The following is a 16297-nucleotide window of genomic DNA, read 5'->3' on the forward strand; positions in this document are numbered from 1 at the left end:
CCGACGCCGCCGACGAGGTTGTCGCCGGTGTGCCGGACCGACCCGTCGTTGCTGGTCAGGTGCTGGAAGAAGACCACGTCCACCGGCTGGCCGTCCCCATGGTCCGGGGCTCCCTCAGGACCCGTCCGCGTCCCCGGAGCCCGCTCCGGTACCGGTGCCGCCCGCGCCGAGGTCCAGGCTGAGGGCGGCCGGGGGGCTGGGCTCCTCGATGGCGGCGCGCAGTTCCTTGGCCACGGCCCCGATGTCGGCCCGGCCCAGCTTGGCGGCCTCGACGAGATCGCCCAGGTCCTCCGGGGAGGGCAGGTGCCGGGCCCCGGCCACGCGCAGGTAGGAGCGGGTGGCCGCGGCGGCGTAGAACTCGTTCATCGGCGATTCGAGGGCCGGGCACACCGCGAGGGTGTGCAGGAAGGCCGCCGCCCGCCAGGCGGTGTCGGGGGCGGGCTGTTCCGGTACGAGCACGAGGTCGCTCTGGTGCCGGGCGACCGCCGCCTCGACCCCGGAAGGGTCCCAGACCGCCGGGTCCGAGGGCAGGTGGTGGGCCAGGGCGGTCCAGGCCCACTCCATGGTGATCTTCAATTCCCGAACCGCTCCTGGAAGTAGCCCCAGTGGTCGGCGAACTCCTCTATGCCGGTCAGGAACTTGCGCCTGTCCTCGTCCAGTTCGCGCTCGGTGACCTCGGTGATCAGAGCGGTGACGGTGGTCCCCAGCGCCGCCGCACGCGCCTTGAGGCGGTCGTGGAACTCCTCGTCCAGGCGGATGGTGACGTGTCTCGACATGCCGTTCACCGTACAGCGGGCCCGCTGTACGGGGTACGCGAACCCCCGGAAAACGGCCGGGGGGTGGCCGGGGACACAGCCCCGACCACCCCGTTCCGGACGATCCGCCGCATCCCCGGGACGGGGCGCGGCCGGTGGTGCTACCCGAGCACCGACTACTTGGCGCCGTCGGCGGCCTTCACGAGGGCGTCCTTGGTGACGGCGCCCACGTACACCTTGCCGTCGTCGGTGACGAGGGCGTTGATCACGCGGGTGGAGAAGACCCGGCCGGAGCCGAACTTCCCGGAGACCTTGTCCCCGAGGGCGTCGAGGAACTGCCCGGCCTCCTTGGGGGCGCCCTCGGCCTTGGCGGCCTCGTCGAGGTCGATTCCCTGGCCCGCGTCGATGCGGGCGATGGTGGCCCAGCCCTCGCCGAGCACCTTCACGTCTCCCTTGCCGGGACCCTCGGCGCCGCCCGCCAGGCCCTCCAGGCCGGGCAGGGACTCCAGTGCCTTCAGGCCGGGGGGCAGGGCCTCGGAGCCCTTCGTGCCGTGGTCGGCGCCGGGGCCGCCCTCGGTGACCTTGGTGCCCGCGGGCGGGGTGAAGGCGAAGGTGTCGGCGGCCGGCTTCGAGAAGTCGACCTGGGTGAAGCCGGCGTCCAGGATCGGCTTGCCGCCCTCGGAGGAGAGCACCTGGAAGCGGAGCGGGGTGCCCGTCTTCGCGTCCACCGCGATCCGGACCGACTCCACCGTGGAGCCGGACTGCTTGGGCTTGAGAACCAGCTGGTAGGCGTCCCGGCCCGCGACGCGCGCGGAGTCCCCGACGGTGACCGCGGTGGTCGGGCCGGCGGCCTCGAGGGCTTCCTCGGCGAACTGCTTGGGGGTGCCCGCCAGGCGGTCGGCGGTCTTGTGCTCCTTGCCCTTGCCGGTGCCGGCGCCCTCGGGGGCCTTCTCGTGGAAGACCTCCTTGGAGCTGCTGTCGTAGGCCCAGACCTCGGAGCCGTTGTGGATGAGGGAGTACTCGTCCTTGCCGTCGAGGAAGGTGAGCTTCTGCCGCTCGGGGCCGTCGGCGGCCACCTTGACGGTGTGGGTGCCGGAGGCCAGCTTGGTCAGCTTCTCCTGCGGGTCGGCGGAGCCGCCGGTCACACCGCCGCCGCCGAGCAGGCCGGAGGCGAAGGAGGGCAGGCCCAGGTCGGTGGAGATCCGGGCGGTGCCGGAGAGCTGCTCGGTGTCGGAGGCGGCGATCTTCTCGATGAGCTGCTGCGCGGTCAGCTTCGGGAGGTCCGGGCTGCCGGCGTTGGCCATGGCCGGGACCATCGCGATGGTGGCCGCGGCGACGCCCGCCACCGCCACGGGGACGACGTACCGTGCGGCCTTGCGGCGGCCCGCACGGAGGTCCTCGACCGCCTCGGGGCCGTCGGTCGGAATCTGTGCGTTCGGTGCCATGTCTTCCCTGCCTCCAGTGTCCACGGCGGCGACCCACCCGCTACGGGTCGGTTCCTTCCCCCCGTGCCGCCTTCGTCACCCGATCTGGTGGGGATGGTGGATCCATCTGACCAAATCGGGCGCCGGGAAGCGTCAGCCCCCGGGCCCAACTCCGCGTACGACCCTGGGATGACACGAAGCGCCCCCGACCCGGGGCGTCCCGTAGGGGACGGATCGGGGCCGGAGGCGCGCCGCGGTGGAGCGGGAGGGGCGGCGCCGGCCACGGCCCGGGAGGGATCAGCCGGCGCGGTGCACCACGGCGTCGCACAGCTCGGTCAGCGCCGCCTTGGCGTAGCAGTCGGGCAGCGGGGCCAGGGTGGCCCGGGCCTCCTCCGCGTACCGCACGGTGTCCCGGCGGGCCTGCGCCAGCGCCGGGTGGGCGCGGAGCCGGGTGAGGGCCTCGGCGTGCCGGGCGTCGTCGGTGAGGTCGGAGTCGAGGAGGGCCAGGAGGTCGAGGTCCTCGGCGAGCCCGTGCTTGGCGGCGGCCTCCCGGAGCCGGAGGACCGGCAGGGTCGGGATGCCCTCGCGCAGGTCGGTGCCGGGGGTCTTGCCGGACTCGTGGGAGTCGGAGGCGATGTCGAGGACGTCGTCGGCGAGCTGGAAGGCCAGGCCGAGCCGCTCCCCGTACTGGGTGAGGATGTCGACCACGCTCTCGTCGGCCCCGGACATCATGGCGCCGAAGCGACAGGAGACCGCCACCAGGGAGCCGGTCTTGCCGGCCATCACGTCGAGGTAGTGCTCGATCGGGTCGCGGCCGTCGCGCGGACCCGCGGTCTCCAGGATCTGGCCGGTGACCAGCCGCTCGAACGCCTCGGCCTGGATCCGTACCGCTTCGGGGCCCAGGTCCGCAAGGATGTGCGAGGCCCGCGCGAAGAGGAAGTCACCCGTCAGGACGGCGACGGAGTTGCCCCAGCGGGCGTTGGCGCTCGGCACGCCGCGGCGCACCGCGGCCTCGTCCATGACGTCGTCGTGGTACAGCGTGGCCAGGTGGGTGAGCTCGACGACCACGGCGGAGGGCACGATCCGCGGGGCGTAGGGGTCTCCGAACCGGGCAGCGAGCATCACCAGCAGCGGGCGGAAGCGCTTGCCGCCCGCGCGCACCAGGTGCTGGGCCGCCTCGGTGATGAAGGGGACATCGCTCTTGGTGGCTTCGAGCAGACCCTCCTCGACGGCGGCCAGTCCTGCCTGGACATCGGTTTCGAGAGCCTGGTCCCGCACGCTGAGTCCGAACGGCCCGACGACGGTCACGAGGGGTACTCCTGTCTGCTGACGATCACACGGTTTGTCGATGTGTCGCTGCCATCACTCAAGTCAGCGTATCCGGTCCATTTTCGATCACGGAGCGCACCCGGGCGGCACCGCCCGCGCACTGCCCGAAGGGCCCCGGTATGTTCGGGTGGAGTCGATACGAACCGGAGAGACCCTTTTGTCCAGAACAAAGGCCGATCCCGACCCGAACGACCCGGAGGCGGACCAGCCGCCGCCGGGCGACGACCACGCCTTCCTCGGACACCCCCGCGGCCTCGCCACCCTGTCCGGGCTGGAGGTGTGGGAGCGGTTCTCGTTCCTCGGCATGCAGGCCATCCTGGTCCTCTACTTCGCCGACACGGTGGCGAACGGCGGCCTCGGGATGGACCCCGGCACCGCGGCCTCCGTCTCGGCGGCGTACGGGACCATGGTCTACCTCGTCTCCGTCGCCGGCGGCTGGCTCGCCGACCGGATCCTCGGTTCCTACCGCGCCGTCCTGTGGGGCGGCGTCCTGATCGCCTGCGGCCACTACGCCATGGCCGTCCCCACCGCCGCCATGACCTGGGTCGGACTCGGCCTGATCAGCGCGGGCACCGGCCTGCTGAAGCCGAACGTCGCCACCATGGTCGGCAAGCTCTACCGCACCGACGACGAGCGGCGCGACGCCGGATTCGCCCTCTACTACATGGGCATCAACATCGGCGCCTTCGCCGGCCCGCTCATCACCGCCTGGCTCGGCGAGCACGAGGGCTGGCACTGGGGCTTCTCCGCCGCCGCCGTGGGCATGACCGCGGGCCTCGTCCAGTACGTGCTGGGCCGCCGCCACCTGGCCGGGCGCAAGCACTCCGCCGAGTTCCCGTTGGCCCCGGACACCCTGCGGCGCACCGTGCGGGCGCTCGTGGCGGGCCTGCTGGCCGTCGCCGCCCTGTGCTGGCTGCTGGCGGCCGCCGGATGGCTGACCATGGACCGGTTCGTGGACCTGCTCACCCTGATCTCGGTGATCGCCCCGGCGGTCTACTTCACGGTGATGTTCCGCAGCCCCCGGGTCACCCCGGAGGAACGCGGCCGGCTCCGCCCCTACCTGGTGCTGTTCCTGGCCTCGGTGGCCTTCAACTTCATCCTCTTCCAGGCGTACTCGACGATGATGCTGCTGGCCTCGACGAACGCCCGGACCACCATCCTCGGCTTCGACTTCCCCGCCGGCTGGTACGCCTCCGCCCTCGGCGCCTTCGAGGTGGCGCTCGCCCCCGTGGTGGCCGCCCTGTGGGCCCGGATGGGCCCCCGCCAGCCGCACGCCTCCAACAAGATCGCCATCGGGGTGGTCCTCGGCGGCCTGTCCTTCCTGCTGATGGTGCTGCCCACGTCCGGGCACGCGGACGACACCTACAAGATGGCCGCCTGGTGGATCGTCGGCTCCTACCTGCTGCTGGGCCTCGGCGACGTGCTCCTGGAGACCTCCGGCATGTCCGCCACCTCCAAGCTCGCCCCCAAGGCGTTCAGCAGCCAGACCATGGCCCTGTGGTTCCTGTCGCTGGCCCTCGCCAACGGCATCCAGGCCCAGGTGGTCAAGGTCTACGACGAGGTCTCCCACCCCGTGTACTTCGGGGTCAACGGCGCCGTGGCCGTCGCCGTCGGCCTCGCCGTGATCGCCCTCGCGCCGTGGCTGCGGCGCACCATGCACCCCGTCCACTGACGCCCGAGGCCCCCCATGACCGACGAGCACGCCCGCCCGACCACCGACCGGGCCGCCGCCCCCACCCCGACCGTCCGCACCGTCTTCCCCTACGGGACCACCCAGGAGGACCTGCGGATCCCGATGCCCGACGGCACCGAGCTGTACGCGCGGATCTGGCGGCCGGTGACCGACGCCCCCGTCCCCGCCCTGCTGGAGTACCTGCCCTACCGCCTCACCGACTGGACGGCCCCCCGGGACCGGCAGCGCCACCCCTGGTACGCGGGCCACGGCTACGCCTCCGTCCGCGTGGACGTCCGCGGCCACGGCAACAGCGGCGGCCGCCCCGGCGACGAGTACGACGCCCGCGAACTGGCCGACGGGGTGGCCGTCGTGGAATGGCTGGCCGCGCAGCCCTGGTGCAGCGGGAACGTCGGCATGTTCGGGATCTCCTGGGGCGGGTTCAACTCCCTCCAGATCGCCGCGCTCGCCCCGGAGCCGCTGAAGGCGGTCGTCACCGTCTGCTCCACCGACGACCGCTATGACAACGACGTGCACTACATGGGCGGATCGGTCCTCGCGGTGGACATGCACGCCTGGGCGGCCACCATGCTCGCCTTCGCCTCCCGCCCGCCGGACCCCGCGTACGCCGGGGACGGCTGGCGCGAGCGGTGGCTGGACCGCCTGGAGGCCGTGGAACCCCTCGTGCACACCTGGCTGGCCCACCAGACCCGGGACGCCTACTGGCGGCACGGCAGCGTCTGCGAGGACTACGGGGCCCTCCGCGCCGCCGTCCTCGCCGTCGGCGGCTGGCACGACCCCTACCGCGACACCGTGCTGCGGCTGGCCGAGCACCTGCCCCGGGACCGGGTCCGCGGCATCATCGGCCCCTGGTCCCACCAGTACCCCGACCGCGGACTGCCCCCCGGCCCCGCCATCGGCTTCCTCCAGGAGACGCTGCGCTGGTGGGACCACTGGCTCAAGGGCGTGGACAACGGGGTCATGGAGGAACCCCTGCTCCGCTCCTGGATCAGCTCCTCCCACCCCCCGGCCACCACCTACGAAGTGCTGCCCGGCCGCTGGGTCGCCGACCCCGCCTGGCCCTCCCCGCAGATCACCCCGGTGGAGTACGGGCTCCGCGGCGGCCCCGTCACCGTGGCCTCCCCCCAGCACACCGGACTCGACGCGGGCCGCTTCTTCCCCTTCGGCAACGACGCCGACCTGCCCCCCGACCAGCGCGAGGAGGACGCCAAGTCCGCCTGCTTCGAGTTCCCCGTCCCCGAGGACGGCCCGCCGGTGGAGATCCTCGGCCGGCCGCGGGTCCGCGCCCGGCTGCGCATGGACGTCCCGCACGGGCAGGTCGTCGCCCGGCTCTGCGACATCGCCCCCGACGGCTCCTCCACCCTGGTCACCCGCGGGGTCCTCAACCTCTCCGCCCGGCACGGCCGCGACCGGGCCGTCTCCTGGCCGCCCGGGGCCACCGAGGACGTGCTGTTCGAGCTGAACGGCATCGGGCACGCCTTCGCCCCCGGCCACCGGATCCGGCTCGCCCTGTCCTCCGCGTACTGGCCGTGGATCTGGCCCCGCGCCGGGTCCGAGGCGGGCTGGACCCTCGACCCCGCGGGCAGCTCCCTGGAGCTCCCCGTGCGCACCCCCTCCCCCGCCGACGACCGGGTCGCCTTCGAGGGCCCCGAGCAGTCCGCGCCGCTCGGCGTCTCCTACCCCGAGACCCTGGACGGGCCCGGACCCGAACGGCTCGTGGTCCGGGACGTGGCCGCCGGGGAGTGGCGGCTGGAGGTCGACCCCCGGTACGGCGGCACCCGGGTCTACCCGGACGGGCTGGAGTTCTCCGAGGACGCCCGCGAGACCTACACCGTCCGGGACGGGGACCCGCTCTCCGCCCGGACCCGCTCCGAGTGGCGGATCAGGCTGCACCGGCCCGACCGGGGCTGGGACACCTCCGTGGAGACCCGCTCCGAGATCGGCTGCACCGAGGGCGCCTTCGTGACCACCGACGAGGTGGTCTGCCGGGAGGGCGAAGAGGTGGTCTTCCACCGCACCTGGGAACGCCGCATCCCTCGCGAGGCGGGCTGAGGGCACCGCCGGGACGGGAAGGGGCGGGTGGCCGCGGCGGCTCCCCGCCACGGGTGGCCGGCCGCGGCGGCTCCCGCCCCGGCCCGGGCCGGGCCGGGCCGGGGCCTCGGGAGGCGGGCCCCCTCCGGAGTCGGCCCGCCTCAGGGATAGAGCCGGTTCAGGACCGCCGCGACCCCGTCCTCCTCGTTCGAGAGCGTGATCTCGTCCGCGACGGCCTTCAGCTCCGCGTGGGCGTTGGCCATGGCCACCCCGTGCGCCGCCCACGCGAACATCGGCAGGTCGTTCGGCATGTCCCCGAAAGCGATCGCCGACCCCGCCGACAGGCCCAGCTCGGCCGCCGCCAGCGCCAGGCCGCCCGCCTTGTCGATGCCGTGCGGCTGGAGCTCCACCGTGTGCTCCCCGGCCATCGTGACGTTGACCAGGTCCCCGGCCACCGCCCGCGCCGTCCGCGTCAGTTCGTCGTCCGACAGCAGCGGGTGCTGGATCAGCACCTTGTTGATCGGCTCCGACCACAGGTCCCCGCGCCGGGGCACCCGGACCGTCGGCAGGTGCGGATGCCACATCCGGTAGCCCGGCCCTATCAACATCTCCGCGTCCACGCCCTCGCGGTTCACCGCCGCGTACAGCTCGCCGGTCTCCGCCTCGATCTTGCCGAGGGCCAGGTCCGCCAGCTCCCGGTCCATCGGCACCGAGTGCAGCATCCGGCCGGCGGCCGCGTCGTAGACCTGGGCCCCCTGTCCGCACACCGCCAGACCGGTGTACCCGAGGCCGTCGAGGACGTGCCGGACCTGCGGTACGGGGCGCCCGGTGACCACGATGTGCTCCGCGCCCGCAGCGCGCGCCCGCGCGAGCGCCGTCCGGGAGCCGGGGGACACGAAATCCCCGGCACAGAGCAGGGTTCCGTCGAGGTCGGTGGCGATCAAGGCGTAGGACACCCGCCAAGGATACGGACCCCTCGGTACAAGTCTGATAAATGGGACCCGAATTCGGCCTCCCGCACGCCCCACCGGCCACGTAACGTGTCGTCTCGCACTGTGCTCCCCCGGGCCACCCCCGGAAGACGTGGAAATGAGGCTGCACCCCATGCCCCAGCAGAGCCCCCTCGACCTCCCCGAGGGCGACCCGTTCGGGCCGCACAACCTCCCCTACGGCGTGTACACCAAGACCGGCGAGGAGCGGCGCCGGATCGGCGTACGCCTGGGCGCGCACGTGCTGGACGCGGGAGCGGCCGCCACCGCCCTCGGCTCGGCGCACGCCGGGCCGCTCTCCGCGCCCTCCCTGAACCCGCTGCTCGCCGCGGGCCGCCCCGTCTGGTCCGAGGTCCGGGCCGAGCTGGCCTCCTGGGTCACCGACCCGGCGCACCGCGCCACCGTCGAGCCCCTGTTCACGCCCCTGGACGAGGTGACCCTGCACCTGCCGTACGAGGTCGCCGACTACGTGGACTTCTACGCCAGCGAGCACCACGCCACCAACGTGGGCCGCATCTTCCGCCCCGACGGCGAGCCGCTCACCCCCAACTGGAAGCACCTGCCGATCGGCTACCACGGCCGCTCCGGCACCATCGTGGTCTCCGGCACCGAGGTGGTCCGCCCCTCCGGCCAGCGCAAGGCCCCCACCGACCCGGCGCCGGTGTTCGGCCCCAGCGTCAAGCTCGACATCGAGGCCGAGGTCGGCTTCGTCGTCGGCACGCCCTCCGAGCACGGCCGCCCGGTGCCCCTGGGCTCCTTCGAGGACCACGTCTTCGGCCTCTTCCTCCTCAACGACTGGTCCGCCCGCGACCTCCAGGCCTGGGAGTACGTGCCCCTCGGCCCCTTCCTCGGCAAGTCCTTCGCCACCTCCGTCTCCGCCTGGGTCACCCCGCTGGAGGCCCTGGACGCGGCCCGCACCGCCCCGCCCGCCCGGGACTTCCCGCTGCTGCCCTACCTCGACGACGCCGACGCCCGCCCCGGCGGCTTCGACCTGCGGATCACCGTGCAGATCAACGGGCAGGAGGTGGCCGCCCCGCCCTTCGCCACCATGTACTGGACCGCCGCCCAGCAGCTCGCCCACATGACCGTCAACGGCGCCTCCCTGCGCACCGGCGACGTGTACGGCTCCGGCACCGTCAGCGGCCCCGAGACCGACCAGCGCGGCTCCCTGCTGGAGCTGACCTGGAACGGTCGGGACGCCATCGAGCTGACCGACGGCAAGCGGACCTTCCTGGAGGACGGGGACACCGTCACCCTGACCGCCTGGGCCCCCGGCCCCGACGGCACCCGCATCGGCCTCGGCGAGGTCAGCGGCCGGATCGCCCCGGCGGTCTGAGTCCCGCCCCACACCGCCGCGCGCACGGGCCCGCCCCCGGTCTCCGGGTGCGGGCCCGCCGCGTCCGCGTGATGGTGGGAGGTGGCGCGGGCCGGCACGGGCCCGCGCGGACCCGCACGAGAGGCGATGCGTCGATGCGACACCTCAAGGCAGTCCTCACCGGCGCGGCCACGGCCTGTCTGATCCTGACCGCCGTCCCCGCGCACGCCGCCGAGAGCCCCTCCCCCTCCCCCTCGCCCTCCGTCGGCGGCACCGCCGGGGAGCACGTCCTCGACCTCGGCCGGGCCCACCTGGCCACGCTGAAGTACACGGACGAGGCGGCCGCGGTCCGGGACGGCTACGTGGCCGACACCGTGTGCGCCGCCGACCCCGAGGGCTCGGGCGCCATGGGCTACCACTACGTCAAGGAGTCCCTGATCGGCTCGGTGGACCCGACGAAACCCGCCGCGCTCGTGTACGGCACCGAGAAGGGCCCCGACGGCAAGCGGAAGCTCCTCGCCCTGGAGTGGCTGGTCCCCGACGAGGACCAGGACCTCACGACCGCCGGCGACCGCCCCGAACTCTTCGGCCTCGGCTTCGACGGCCCCATGCCCGGCCACTCCCCCGGCATGCCCGTCCACTACGACCTCCACGCCTGGGCCTACGAACCCAACCCCAGCGGCTACTTCAAGCCCTGGAACCCGAACGTCACCTGCCCCCCGGGCTCCACGACCCCGCCCACGACCCCGCCCGCGAGCCCCTGACACGGACCACCAACACCCGGCTGACGTTCACACGTGCGGGCGGCCCTCCCCGGATCCCCGGCGATACGCTGGACGGACTCGCGAGACTCCGTCGCATGGGAGCACTCGCGAGACTCCGTCGCATGGGAGCACTACCGATGAGCGTCGATCCCGAGATCCCCGAGCCGGAGACCGCATACCACTGGCCGGTCCCGCCCGAGGGCGGCTGGACCGCCGACGACCTGGACACGCTTCCGGACCTGCCTCCGCACACGGAGCTGATCGACGGGAGCCTCGTCTTCGTGAGTCCGCAGACTCTGTTCCACATGCGTGCCATCAGCTTCTTCGAATGGCAGCTGCATTCGCTCGTCCCCGGCGAGTACGACGTGCTCCGCGAGTTCACCATCGACCTGGACCGGCAGAACCGGCCCGAGCCGGACGTCATCGTGGTCGCCGCGGGCGACGTGGCGGACGACCCCGCCATGACCCGGCTGTCCGCCGCCTCGGTGCTGCTCGCCATCGAAGTGGTCTCACCGGAATCGGTGGGCCGGGACCGCGAGGTCAAGCCGCTCAAGTACGCCAAGGCCGGCATCGCGCACTACTGGCGCGTGGAGAACGAGGGCGGGCGCGCCGTCGTGTTCGTCTTCGAACTGGAGCCCACCACCGGCCGCTACGTGGCCACCGGCATCTTCCGCGACCGCCTCAAGGTCCCCGTGCCCTTCCCCCTCGACCTCGACCTGGCCGAGATCACCGCCAAACGGCGCGGCTGACCCGCCCCGCCCACGCCGAAGGGCCCGGCCCCCTCACGAAGAGGGGGCCGGGCCCTTCCGGTGTTCCGTCCGGGGCCGGTCAGCGGGCGAAGACGCTCGCCTGACCCGCCAGGTCCAGGAAGTACTGCGGGGCCACGCCCAGCACCACCGTGACCGCCACGCCCACCGCGATGGTGACCATGGTCAGCGGGGACGGGACCGCCACCGAGGGGCCGTCGGCCTTCGGCTCGCTGAAGAACATCAGCACGATCACCCGCACGTAGAAGAACGCGGCGATCGCCGAGGAGATCACGCCGACCACGACCAGCGCGCCCGCGCCGCCCTCCGCGGCCGCCTTGAACACCGCGAACTTCCCGGAGAACCCGGAGGTCAGCGGAATGCCCGCGAAGGCCAGCAGGAACACCGCGAACACCGCCGCCACCAGCGGCGAACGCCGCCCCAGCCCCGCCCACTTGGACAGGTGGGTGGCCTCGCCGCCCGCGTCCCGCACCAGGGTCACCACCGCGAAGGCGCCGATGGTCACGAAGGAGTACGCCACCAGGTAGAAGAGGACCGAGGAGACCCCCTCCTCCGAGGTCGCGATCACACCGGCCAGGATGAACCCGGCGTGCGCCACCGAGGAGTACGCCAGCAGCCGCTTCACGTCGGTCTGCGTGACCGCGATGACCGCGCCCGCCAGCATCGTGACGATCGCGACCCCCCACATCACCGGCCGCCAGTCCCAGCGCAGCCCCGGCAGGGCCACGTACAGGAGGCGGAGCAGGGCGCCGAAGGCCGCGACCTTCGTGGCCGCCGCCATGAACCCGGTGATCGGGGTCGGGGCGCCCTGGTACACGTCCGGGGTCCACATGTGGAAGGGCACCGCGCCCACCTTGAACAGCAGGCCCATCAGGAGCAGCGCCGCGCCGATCAGCAGCAGCGCGTCGTTGCCCATGGTCCCGGCGAGGGCGGGGTCCACGCTGGTGACCGTGCCGTCGACCACGTCCGCGATCCGGGCGTACGAGACCGAGCCCGCGTAGCCGTAGATCAGGGCGATGCCGAAGAGCAGGAAGGCCGAGGAGAAGGCGCCCAGCAGGAAGTACTTGACCGCGGCCTCCTGCGACAGCAGCCGCCGCCGGCGGGCGAGGGCGCACAGCAGGTAGAGCGGGAGGGAGAAGACCTCCAGGGCCACGAACAGCGTCAGCAGGTCGTTGGCCGCCGGGAAGATCAGCATGCCGGCGATGGCGAACAGGGCCAGCGGGTAGACCTCGGTCGTCGCGAACCCGGCCCGGACCGCCGCCTTCTCGCTGTCGCTGCCGGGCACCGAGGCCGCCTGCGCGGCGAAGGAGTCGGCCCGACCGGAGGAGGCGGCATCCGCCGCCGCCCCCTCGGCCGCCAGGTGCCCGGTGTGGTCCAGCCGGCGCTCGGCGAAGGTGAACACCGCCACCACCGAGGCCAGCAGGATGGTGCCCTGGAGGAACAGGGAGGGCCCGTCCACCGCGATGGCGCCCATCGCGGCGATCCGCGCCTTGGTCGAGCCGTACCCGCCCGCCGCCAGCCCGACCACGGCCGCGAAGGCCGAGGCGATGGCGGCGACGGTGAGGAACACCTGAACCACGTAACGGGACCGGCGCGGGACGAACGCCTCGACGAGGACGCCGAGGATGGCCGCCCCGAGCACGATGAGGATCGGCGCGAGCTGCGCGTACTCGATGTGCGGGGCCGGGATCCGCTCGACCGGGTCGGCGGCGAGGGCGGCCCAACGGGCCGCGGCCTCGGGGACAGCTGCGGTGATCACTTCGCCGCCTCCACCTCGGGCTCGGGGTCGTGCTGCTGCACGTCGGACAGGGTGTGCGTGACCGCCGGGTTGACGATCTCCGTGAGCGGCTTCGGGTACACCCCGAGGCCGATCAGCAGGGCGATCAGCGGGGCCACGACCAGCAGTTCACGGGCCTTCAGATCGGGCATGGCCCGGATCTCCTCCGGCACCGGACCGGTCATGGTCCGCTGGTACAGCACCAGGGTGTACAGCGCCGCCAGCACGATGCCGACGGTCGCGATGATCCCGGCCACCGGGTAGCGGGAGAAGGTGCCCACCAGGACCAGGAACTCACTGACGAAGGGCGCGAGCCCCGGCAGCGACAGGGTGGCGAGGCCACCGATCAGGAAGGTGCCCGCGAGCACCGGGGCCACCTTCTGCACGCCGCCGTAGTCGGCGATGAGCCGGGAGCCGCGGCGCGAGATCAGGAACCCGGCCACCAGCATCAGGGCGGCCGTGCTCAGCCCGTGGTTCACCATGTACAGCGTGGCCCCGGACTGCCCCTGGGAGGTCATCGCGAAGATGCCCAGGATGATGAAGCCGAAGTGCGAGATGGAGGCGTAGGCCACCAGCCGCTTGATGTCCCGCTGGCCCACCGCGAGCAGCGCCCCGTAGACGATGCTGATCAGCGCCAGCACCAGCACCACCGGGGTGGCCCACTTGCTGGCCTCCGGGAACAGGCCCAGGCAGAAGCGGAGCATCGCGAAGGTGCCGACCTTGTCGACCACCGCCGTGATGAGGACCGCGACCGGGGCCGTGGCCTCGCCCATGGCGTTCGGCAGCCAGGTGTGCAGCGGCCACAGCGGGGCCTTCACCGCGAAGGCGAAGAAGAAGCCGAGGAACAGCAGGCGTTCGGTGTTGGTGGCCATGTCCAGCTCGCCCGCCGCACGGGCCGCGGCGATCTCCTGGAGCGAGAAGCTCCCGGCGACCACGTACAGCCCGATCACCGCGGCCAGCATGATCAGACCGCCGGCCAGGTTGTAGAGGAGGAACTTCACCGCCGCGTACGAGCGCTGCGTGGCGGCGTTCTCGTCGCTGCCCGCGTGGGCCCGGTCCCCGAAGCCGCCGATGAGGAAGTACATCGGGATCAGCATGGCTTCGAAGAAGATGTAGAAGAGGAACACGTCCGTGGCGGCGAAGGAGATGATCACCATCGCCTCGACCATCAGGATCAGGGCGAAGAAGCCCTGGGTCGGACGCCACCGGGTGGACGAGGTCTCCAGCGGGTCGGCGTCGTGCCAGCCCGCCACGATCACGAAGGGGATCAGCAGCGCGGTCAGCGCGATCAGCGCCACCCCGATGCCGTCGACGCCCAGCTCGTACCGGACGCCGAAGTCCGCGATCCAGGAGTGCGACTCGGTCAGCTGGTAGCGGTCGCCGCCCGGATCGAAGCGGACCGCGACCACCGCGGCCAGCGCCAGCGTGCCCAGGGACACCAGCAGCGCCAGCCACTTGGCGGCGGACCGGCGGGCGGCCGGGACGGCCGCGGTCAGGACCGCGCCCGCCGCGGGCAGCACGGCCGTGGCCGTCAGAAGCGGGAAACTCATCTCACACCGCCCTCATCAGCAGGGCCGCGGCGACCAGGACCGCCGTGCCCCCGAACATCGAGACCGCGTAGCTGCGGGCGTAGCCGTTCTGCAGCTTGCGGAGCCGGCCGGAGAGACCGCCGACCGAGGCGGCCGTGCCGTTGACCACGCCGTCGACCAGGGTGTGGTCCACGTACACCAGCGAACGGGTCAGGTGCTCCCCGCCGCGGACCAGGACCACGTGGTTGAAGTCGTCCTGGAAGAGGTCGCGCCGGGCCGCTCGGGTCAGCAGCGAACCCCGGGGGGCCACCACCGGCACCGGCTTCCGGCCGTACTGGGCCCAGGCCGCGCCGACCCCGAGGACCATCACCACGACCGTGGAGGCCGTGATGGCCGCCGCGCTCAGCGGGGGGTGTCCGTGCTCGAACTCCGTCACCGGCTTGAGCCAGTTGACGAAGGCGTCGCCCCAGCTGAACAGACCGCCGGCGAACACCGACCCGAAGGCCAGCACCACCATCGGGAGCGTCATGGACTTCGGCGACTCGTGCGGGTGCGGCTCGTTGCCCTCGGCGTCCGGCTGCCAGCGCTTCTCACCGAAGAAGGTCAGCAGCATGACCCGGGTCATGTAGTAGGCGGTGATCGCGGCGCCCAGCAGGGTGACCGCGCCGAGGATCCAGCCCTCGGTGCCGCCCTTCGCGAAGGCCGCCTCGATGATCTTGTCCTTGGACCAGAAGCCGGACAGGCCGGGGAAGCCGATGATGGCCAGGTAGCCGAGGCCGAAGGTGACGAAGGTGACCGGCATGTACTTCCGCAGGCCGCCGTAGCGGCGCATGTCCACCTCGTCGTTCATGCCGTGCATGACCGAACCGGCCCCGAGGAACAGCCCCGCCTTGAAGAAGCCGTGGGTGACCAGGTGCATGATCGCGAAGGCGTAGCCGATGGGGCCGAGGCCCGCGGCCAGGATCATGTAGCCGATCTGCGACATCGTGGAGCCCGCCAGGGCCTTCTTGATGTCGTCCTTCGCGCAACCGACGATCGCACCGAAGAGGAGCGTGACCGCGCCGACCACGGTGACCACCAGCTGGGCGTCCGGGGAGGCGTTGAAGATCGCCCCGGAGCGGACGATCAGGTACACGCCCGCCGTGACCATGGTGGCCGCGTGGATCAGGGCCGAGACCGGGGTCGGGCCCTCCATCGCGTCCCCGAGCCAGGACTGCAGCGGCACCTGGGCCGACTTGCCGCAGGCCGCCAGCAGCAGCATCAGCCCGATCGCGGTCAGCGTGCCCTCGGAGGTCTCCCCCACGGCCCCCAGCACCTCGCCGAAGGCGAAGGTCCCGAAGGTGGTGAACATCAGCATGATCGCGATCGACAGGCCGATGTCGCCGACCCGGTTGACCAGGAACGCCTTCTTCGCCGCGGTGGCCGCGCTGGGCTTGTGCTGCCAGAACCCGATCAGCAGGTACGAGGCCAGGCCCACGCCCTCCCAGCCGAAGTACAGCAGGAGGTAGTTGTCGGCGAGGACCAGCAGCAGCATCGCCGCGAGGAAGAGGTTCAGGTAGCCGAAGAAGCGGCGCCTGCGCTCGTCGTGCTCCATGTAGCCGATGGAGTACACGTGGATGAGCGTGCCCACCCCGGAGATGAGCAGGACGAAGGTCATCGACAGCTGGTCCAGCTGGAAGGCGATGTCCGCCTGGAAGCCCTCGACGGGGATCCAGCTGAACAGGTGCTGGGACAGCGTCCGGTCGTCGCCGTCCCGACCCAGCAGGTCGGCGAACAGCACCACCGCGATGCCGAAGGAGGCGGCGGCGAGCAGGGTGCCCAGCCAGTGGCCAACCCGGTCGAGGCGGCGGCCGCCGCAGAGCAGCACCGCCGCTCCGAGCAGGGGCGCCGCCACCAGCAGCGCAATCAGATTCTCCACGGTGAA

General features: G+C 72.4%; 13 protein-coding genes and 1 pseudogene. 5 read left to right on the plus strand and 9 right to left on the minus strand.

Annotation, left to right across the window (positions count from 1 at the left end; all coding sequences use genetic code 11):
* The 5 genes and pseudogenes from ABTZ17_RS13905 to ABTZ17_RS13925 all read right to left on the minus strand — a co-directional run.
* Positions 1–95: pseudogene (locus tag ABTZ17_RS13905) on the minus strand (TerD family protein); the annotation flags it as partial.
* Between the two features lie 19 nt (positions 96–114).
* Positions 115–576 (minus strand): hypothetical protein, encoded by a 462-nt coding sequence (locus ABTZ17_RS13910; protein ID WP_352195807.1) that lies wholly within the window; start codon positions 574–576, stop codon positions 115–117.
* Positions 573–776 carry a hypothetical protein gene (locus tag ABTZ17_RS13915; protein ID WP_352195808.1) on the minus strand — a complete coding sequence of 68 codons (204 nt, stop codon included), beginning with the start codon at positions 774–776 and terminating at the stop codon, positions 573–575. Before ABTZ17_RS13915 ends, ABTZ17_RS13910 begins: the two co-directional genes overlap by 4 nt.
* 155 nt (positions 777–931) lie before the next feature.
* Entirely contained in the window at positions 932–2200 is a 1269-nt protein-coding gene (locus ABTZ17_RS13920; RefSeq protein ID WP_352195809.1) for a LolA family protein, read from the minus strand.
* A 276-nt stretch (positions 2201–2476) separates the two neighbouring features.
* Entirely contained in the window at positions 2477–3487 is a 1011-nt protein-coding gene (locus ABTZ17_RS13925; RefSeq protein WP_352195810.1) for a polyprenyl synthetase family protein, read from the minus strand.
* A 178-nt stretch (positions 3488–3665) separates the two neighbouring features.
* Between ABTZ17_RS13925 and ABTZ17_RS13930 the strand changes: the two genes are divergently transcribed.
* Entirely contained in the window at positions 3666–5180 is a 1515-nt protein-coding gene (locus ABTZ17_RS13930; protein ID WP_352195811.1) for a peptide MFS transporter, read from the plus strand.
* A 15-nt stretch (positions 5181–5195) separates the two neighbouring features.
* Complete coding sequence (locus ABTZ17_RS13935) at positions 5196–7253, plus strand: CocE/NonD family hydrolase (protein ID WP_502994671.1); 2058 nt, start codon at positions 5196–5198, stop codon at positions 7251–7253.
* 140 nt (positions 7254–7393) lie between these two features.
* On the opposite strand, the gene ABTZ17_RS13940 is transcribed toward ABTZ17_RS13935, so the two are convergent.
* A complete protein-coding gene (locus ABTZ17_RS13940) occupies positions 7394–8188 on the minus strand; it encodes an HAD family hydrolase (protein ID WP_352195812.1) in 795 nt (264 codons plus the stop codon).
* Positions 8189–8336: 148 nt separating this feature from the next.
* Here ABTZ17_RS13940 and fahA point away from each other — a divergent pair, with 148 nt between their 5' ends.
* The 3 genes from fahA (at position 8337) to ABTZ17_RS13955 (ending at position 11049) form a co-directional block, all read left to right on the plus strand.
* Positions 8337–9557 (plus strand): fumarylacetoacetase, encoded by a 1221-nt coding sequence (gene fahA, locus ABTZ17_RS13945; RefSeq protein ID WP_352195813.1) that lies wholly within the window; start codon positions 8337–8339, stop codon positions 9555–9557.
* A gap of 134 nt (positions 9558–9691) precedes the next feature.
* The gene (locus tag ABTZ17_RS13950; protein ID WP_352195814.1) at positions 9692–10300 is read left to right on the plus strand and encodes a hypothetical protein; all 609 of its coding nucleotides are present in this window, start codon (positions 9692–9694) and stop codon (positions 10298–10300) included.
* A 137-nt stretch (positions 10301–10437) separates the two neighbouring features.
* Positions 10438–11049: a Uma2 family endonuclease gene (locus ABTZ17_RS13955; RefSeq protein ID WP_352195815.1), complete on the plus strand. Its 612-nt coding sequence runs from the start codon at positions 10438–10440 to the stop codon at positions 11047–11049.
* A 79-nt stretch (positions 11050–11128) separates the two neighbouring features.
* Here the strand turns inward: ABTZ17_RS13955 and nuoN are convergent, their stop codons facing one another.
* From nuoN to nuoL, 3 genes are read right to left on the minus strand one after another with little or no spacing between them, the layout of a single operon-like run.
* The gene (gene nuoN / locus ABTZ17_RS13960; protein WP_352195851.1) at positions 11129–12823 is read right to left on the minus strand and encodes an NADH-quinone oxidoreductase subunit NuoN; all 1695 of its coding nucleotides are present in this window, start codon (positions 12821–12823) and stop codon (positions 11129–11131) included.
* Positions 12823–14394 carry an NADH-quinone oxidoreductase subunit M gene (locus tag ABTZ17_RS13965; RefSeq protein WP_352195816.1) on the minus strand — a complete coding sequence of 524 codons (1572 nt, stop codon included), beginning with the start codon at positions 14392–14394 and terminating at the stop codon, positions 12823–12825. The genes nuoN and ABTZ17_RS13965 overlap by 1 nt, the downstream gene beginning before the upstream one ends.
* Position 14395: 1 nt before the next feature.
* Positions 14396–16291 carry an NADH-quinone oxidoreductase subunit L gene (gene nuoL, locus ABTZ17_RS13970; protein ID WP_352195817.1) on the minus strand — a complete coding sequence of 632 codons (1896 nt, stop codon included), beginning with the start codon at positions 16289–16291 and terminating at the stop codon, positions 14396–14398.
* Between the last annotated feature and the right edge of the window lie 6 nt (positions 16292–16297).

Origin of the sequence: Streptomyces sp. NPDC097619 (assembly GCF_040302735.1) — a bacterium.
Classification (GTDB): Bacteria; Actinomycetota; Actinomycetes; order Streptomycetales; family Streptomycetaceae; genus Streptomyces.

What these genes read in the sequence shown, in the direction of transcription:
- ABTZ17_RS13920 (WP_352195809.1), bottom strand. Translation starts at nt 2,200, where the DNA reads ATGGCACCGAACGCACAGATTCCGACCGACGGCCCCGAGGCGGTCGAG.
- fahA (WP_352195813.1), top strand. Translation starts at nt 8,337, where the DNA reads ATGCCCCAGCAGAGCCCCCTCGACCTCCCCGAGGGCGACCCGTTCGGG.
- ABTZ17_RS13935 (WP_502994671.1), top strand. Translation starts at nt 5,196, where the DNA reads ATGACCGACGAGCACGCCCGCCCGACCACCGACCGGGCCGCCGCCCCC.
- ABTZ17_RS13965 (WP_352195816.1), bottom strand. Translation starts at nt 14,394, where the DNA reads ATGAGTTTCCCGCTTCTGACGGCCACGGCCGTGCTGCCCGCGGCGGGC.
- ABTZ17_RS13915 (WP_352195808.1), bottom strand. Translation starts at nt 776, where the DNA reads ATGTCGAGACACGTCACCATCCGCCTGGACGAGGAGTTCCACGACCGC.
- ABTZ17_RS13955 (WP_352195815.1), top strand. Translation starts at nt 10,438, where the DNA reads ATGAGCGTCGATCCCGAGATCCCCGAGCCGGAGACCGCATACCACTGG.
- ABTZ17_RS13950 (WP_352195814.1), top strand. Translation starts at nt 9,692, where the DNA reads ATGCGACACCTCAAGGCAGTCCTCACCGGCGCGGCCACGGCCTGTCTG.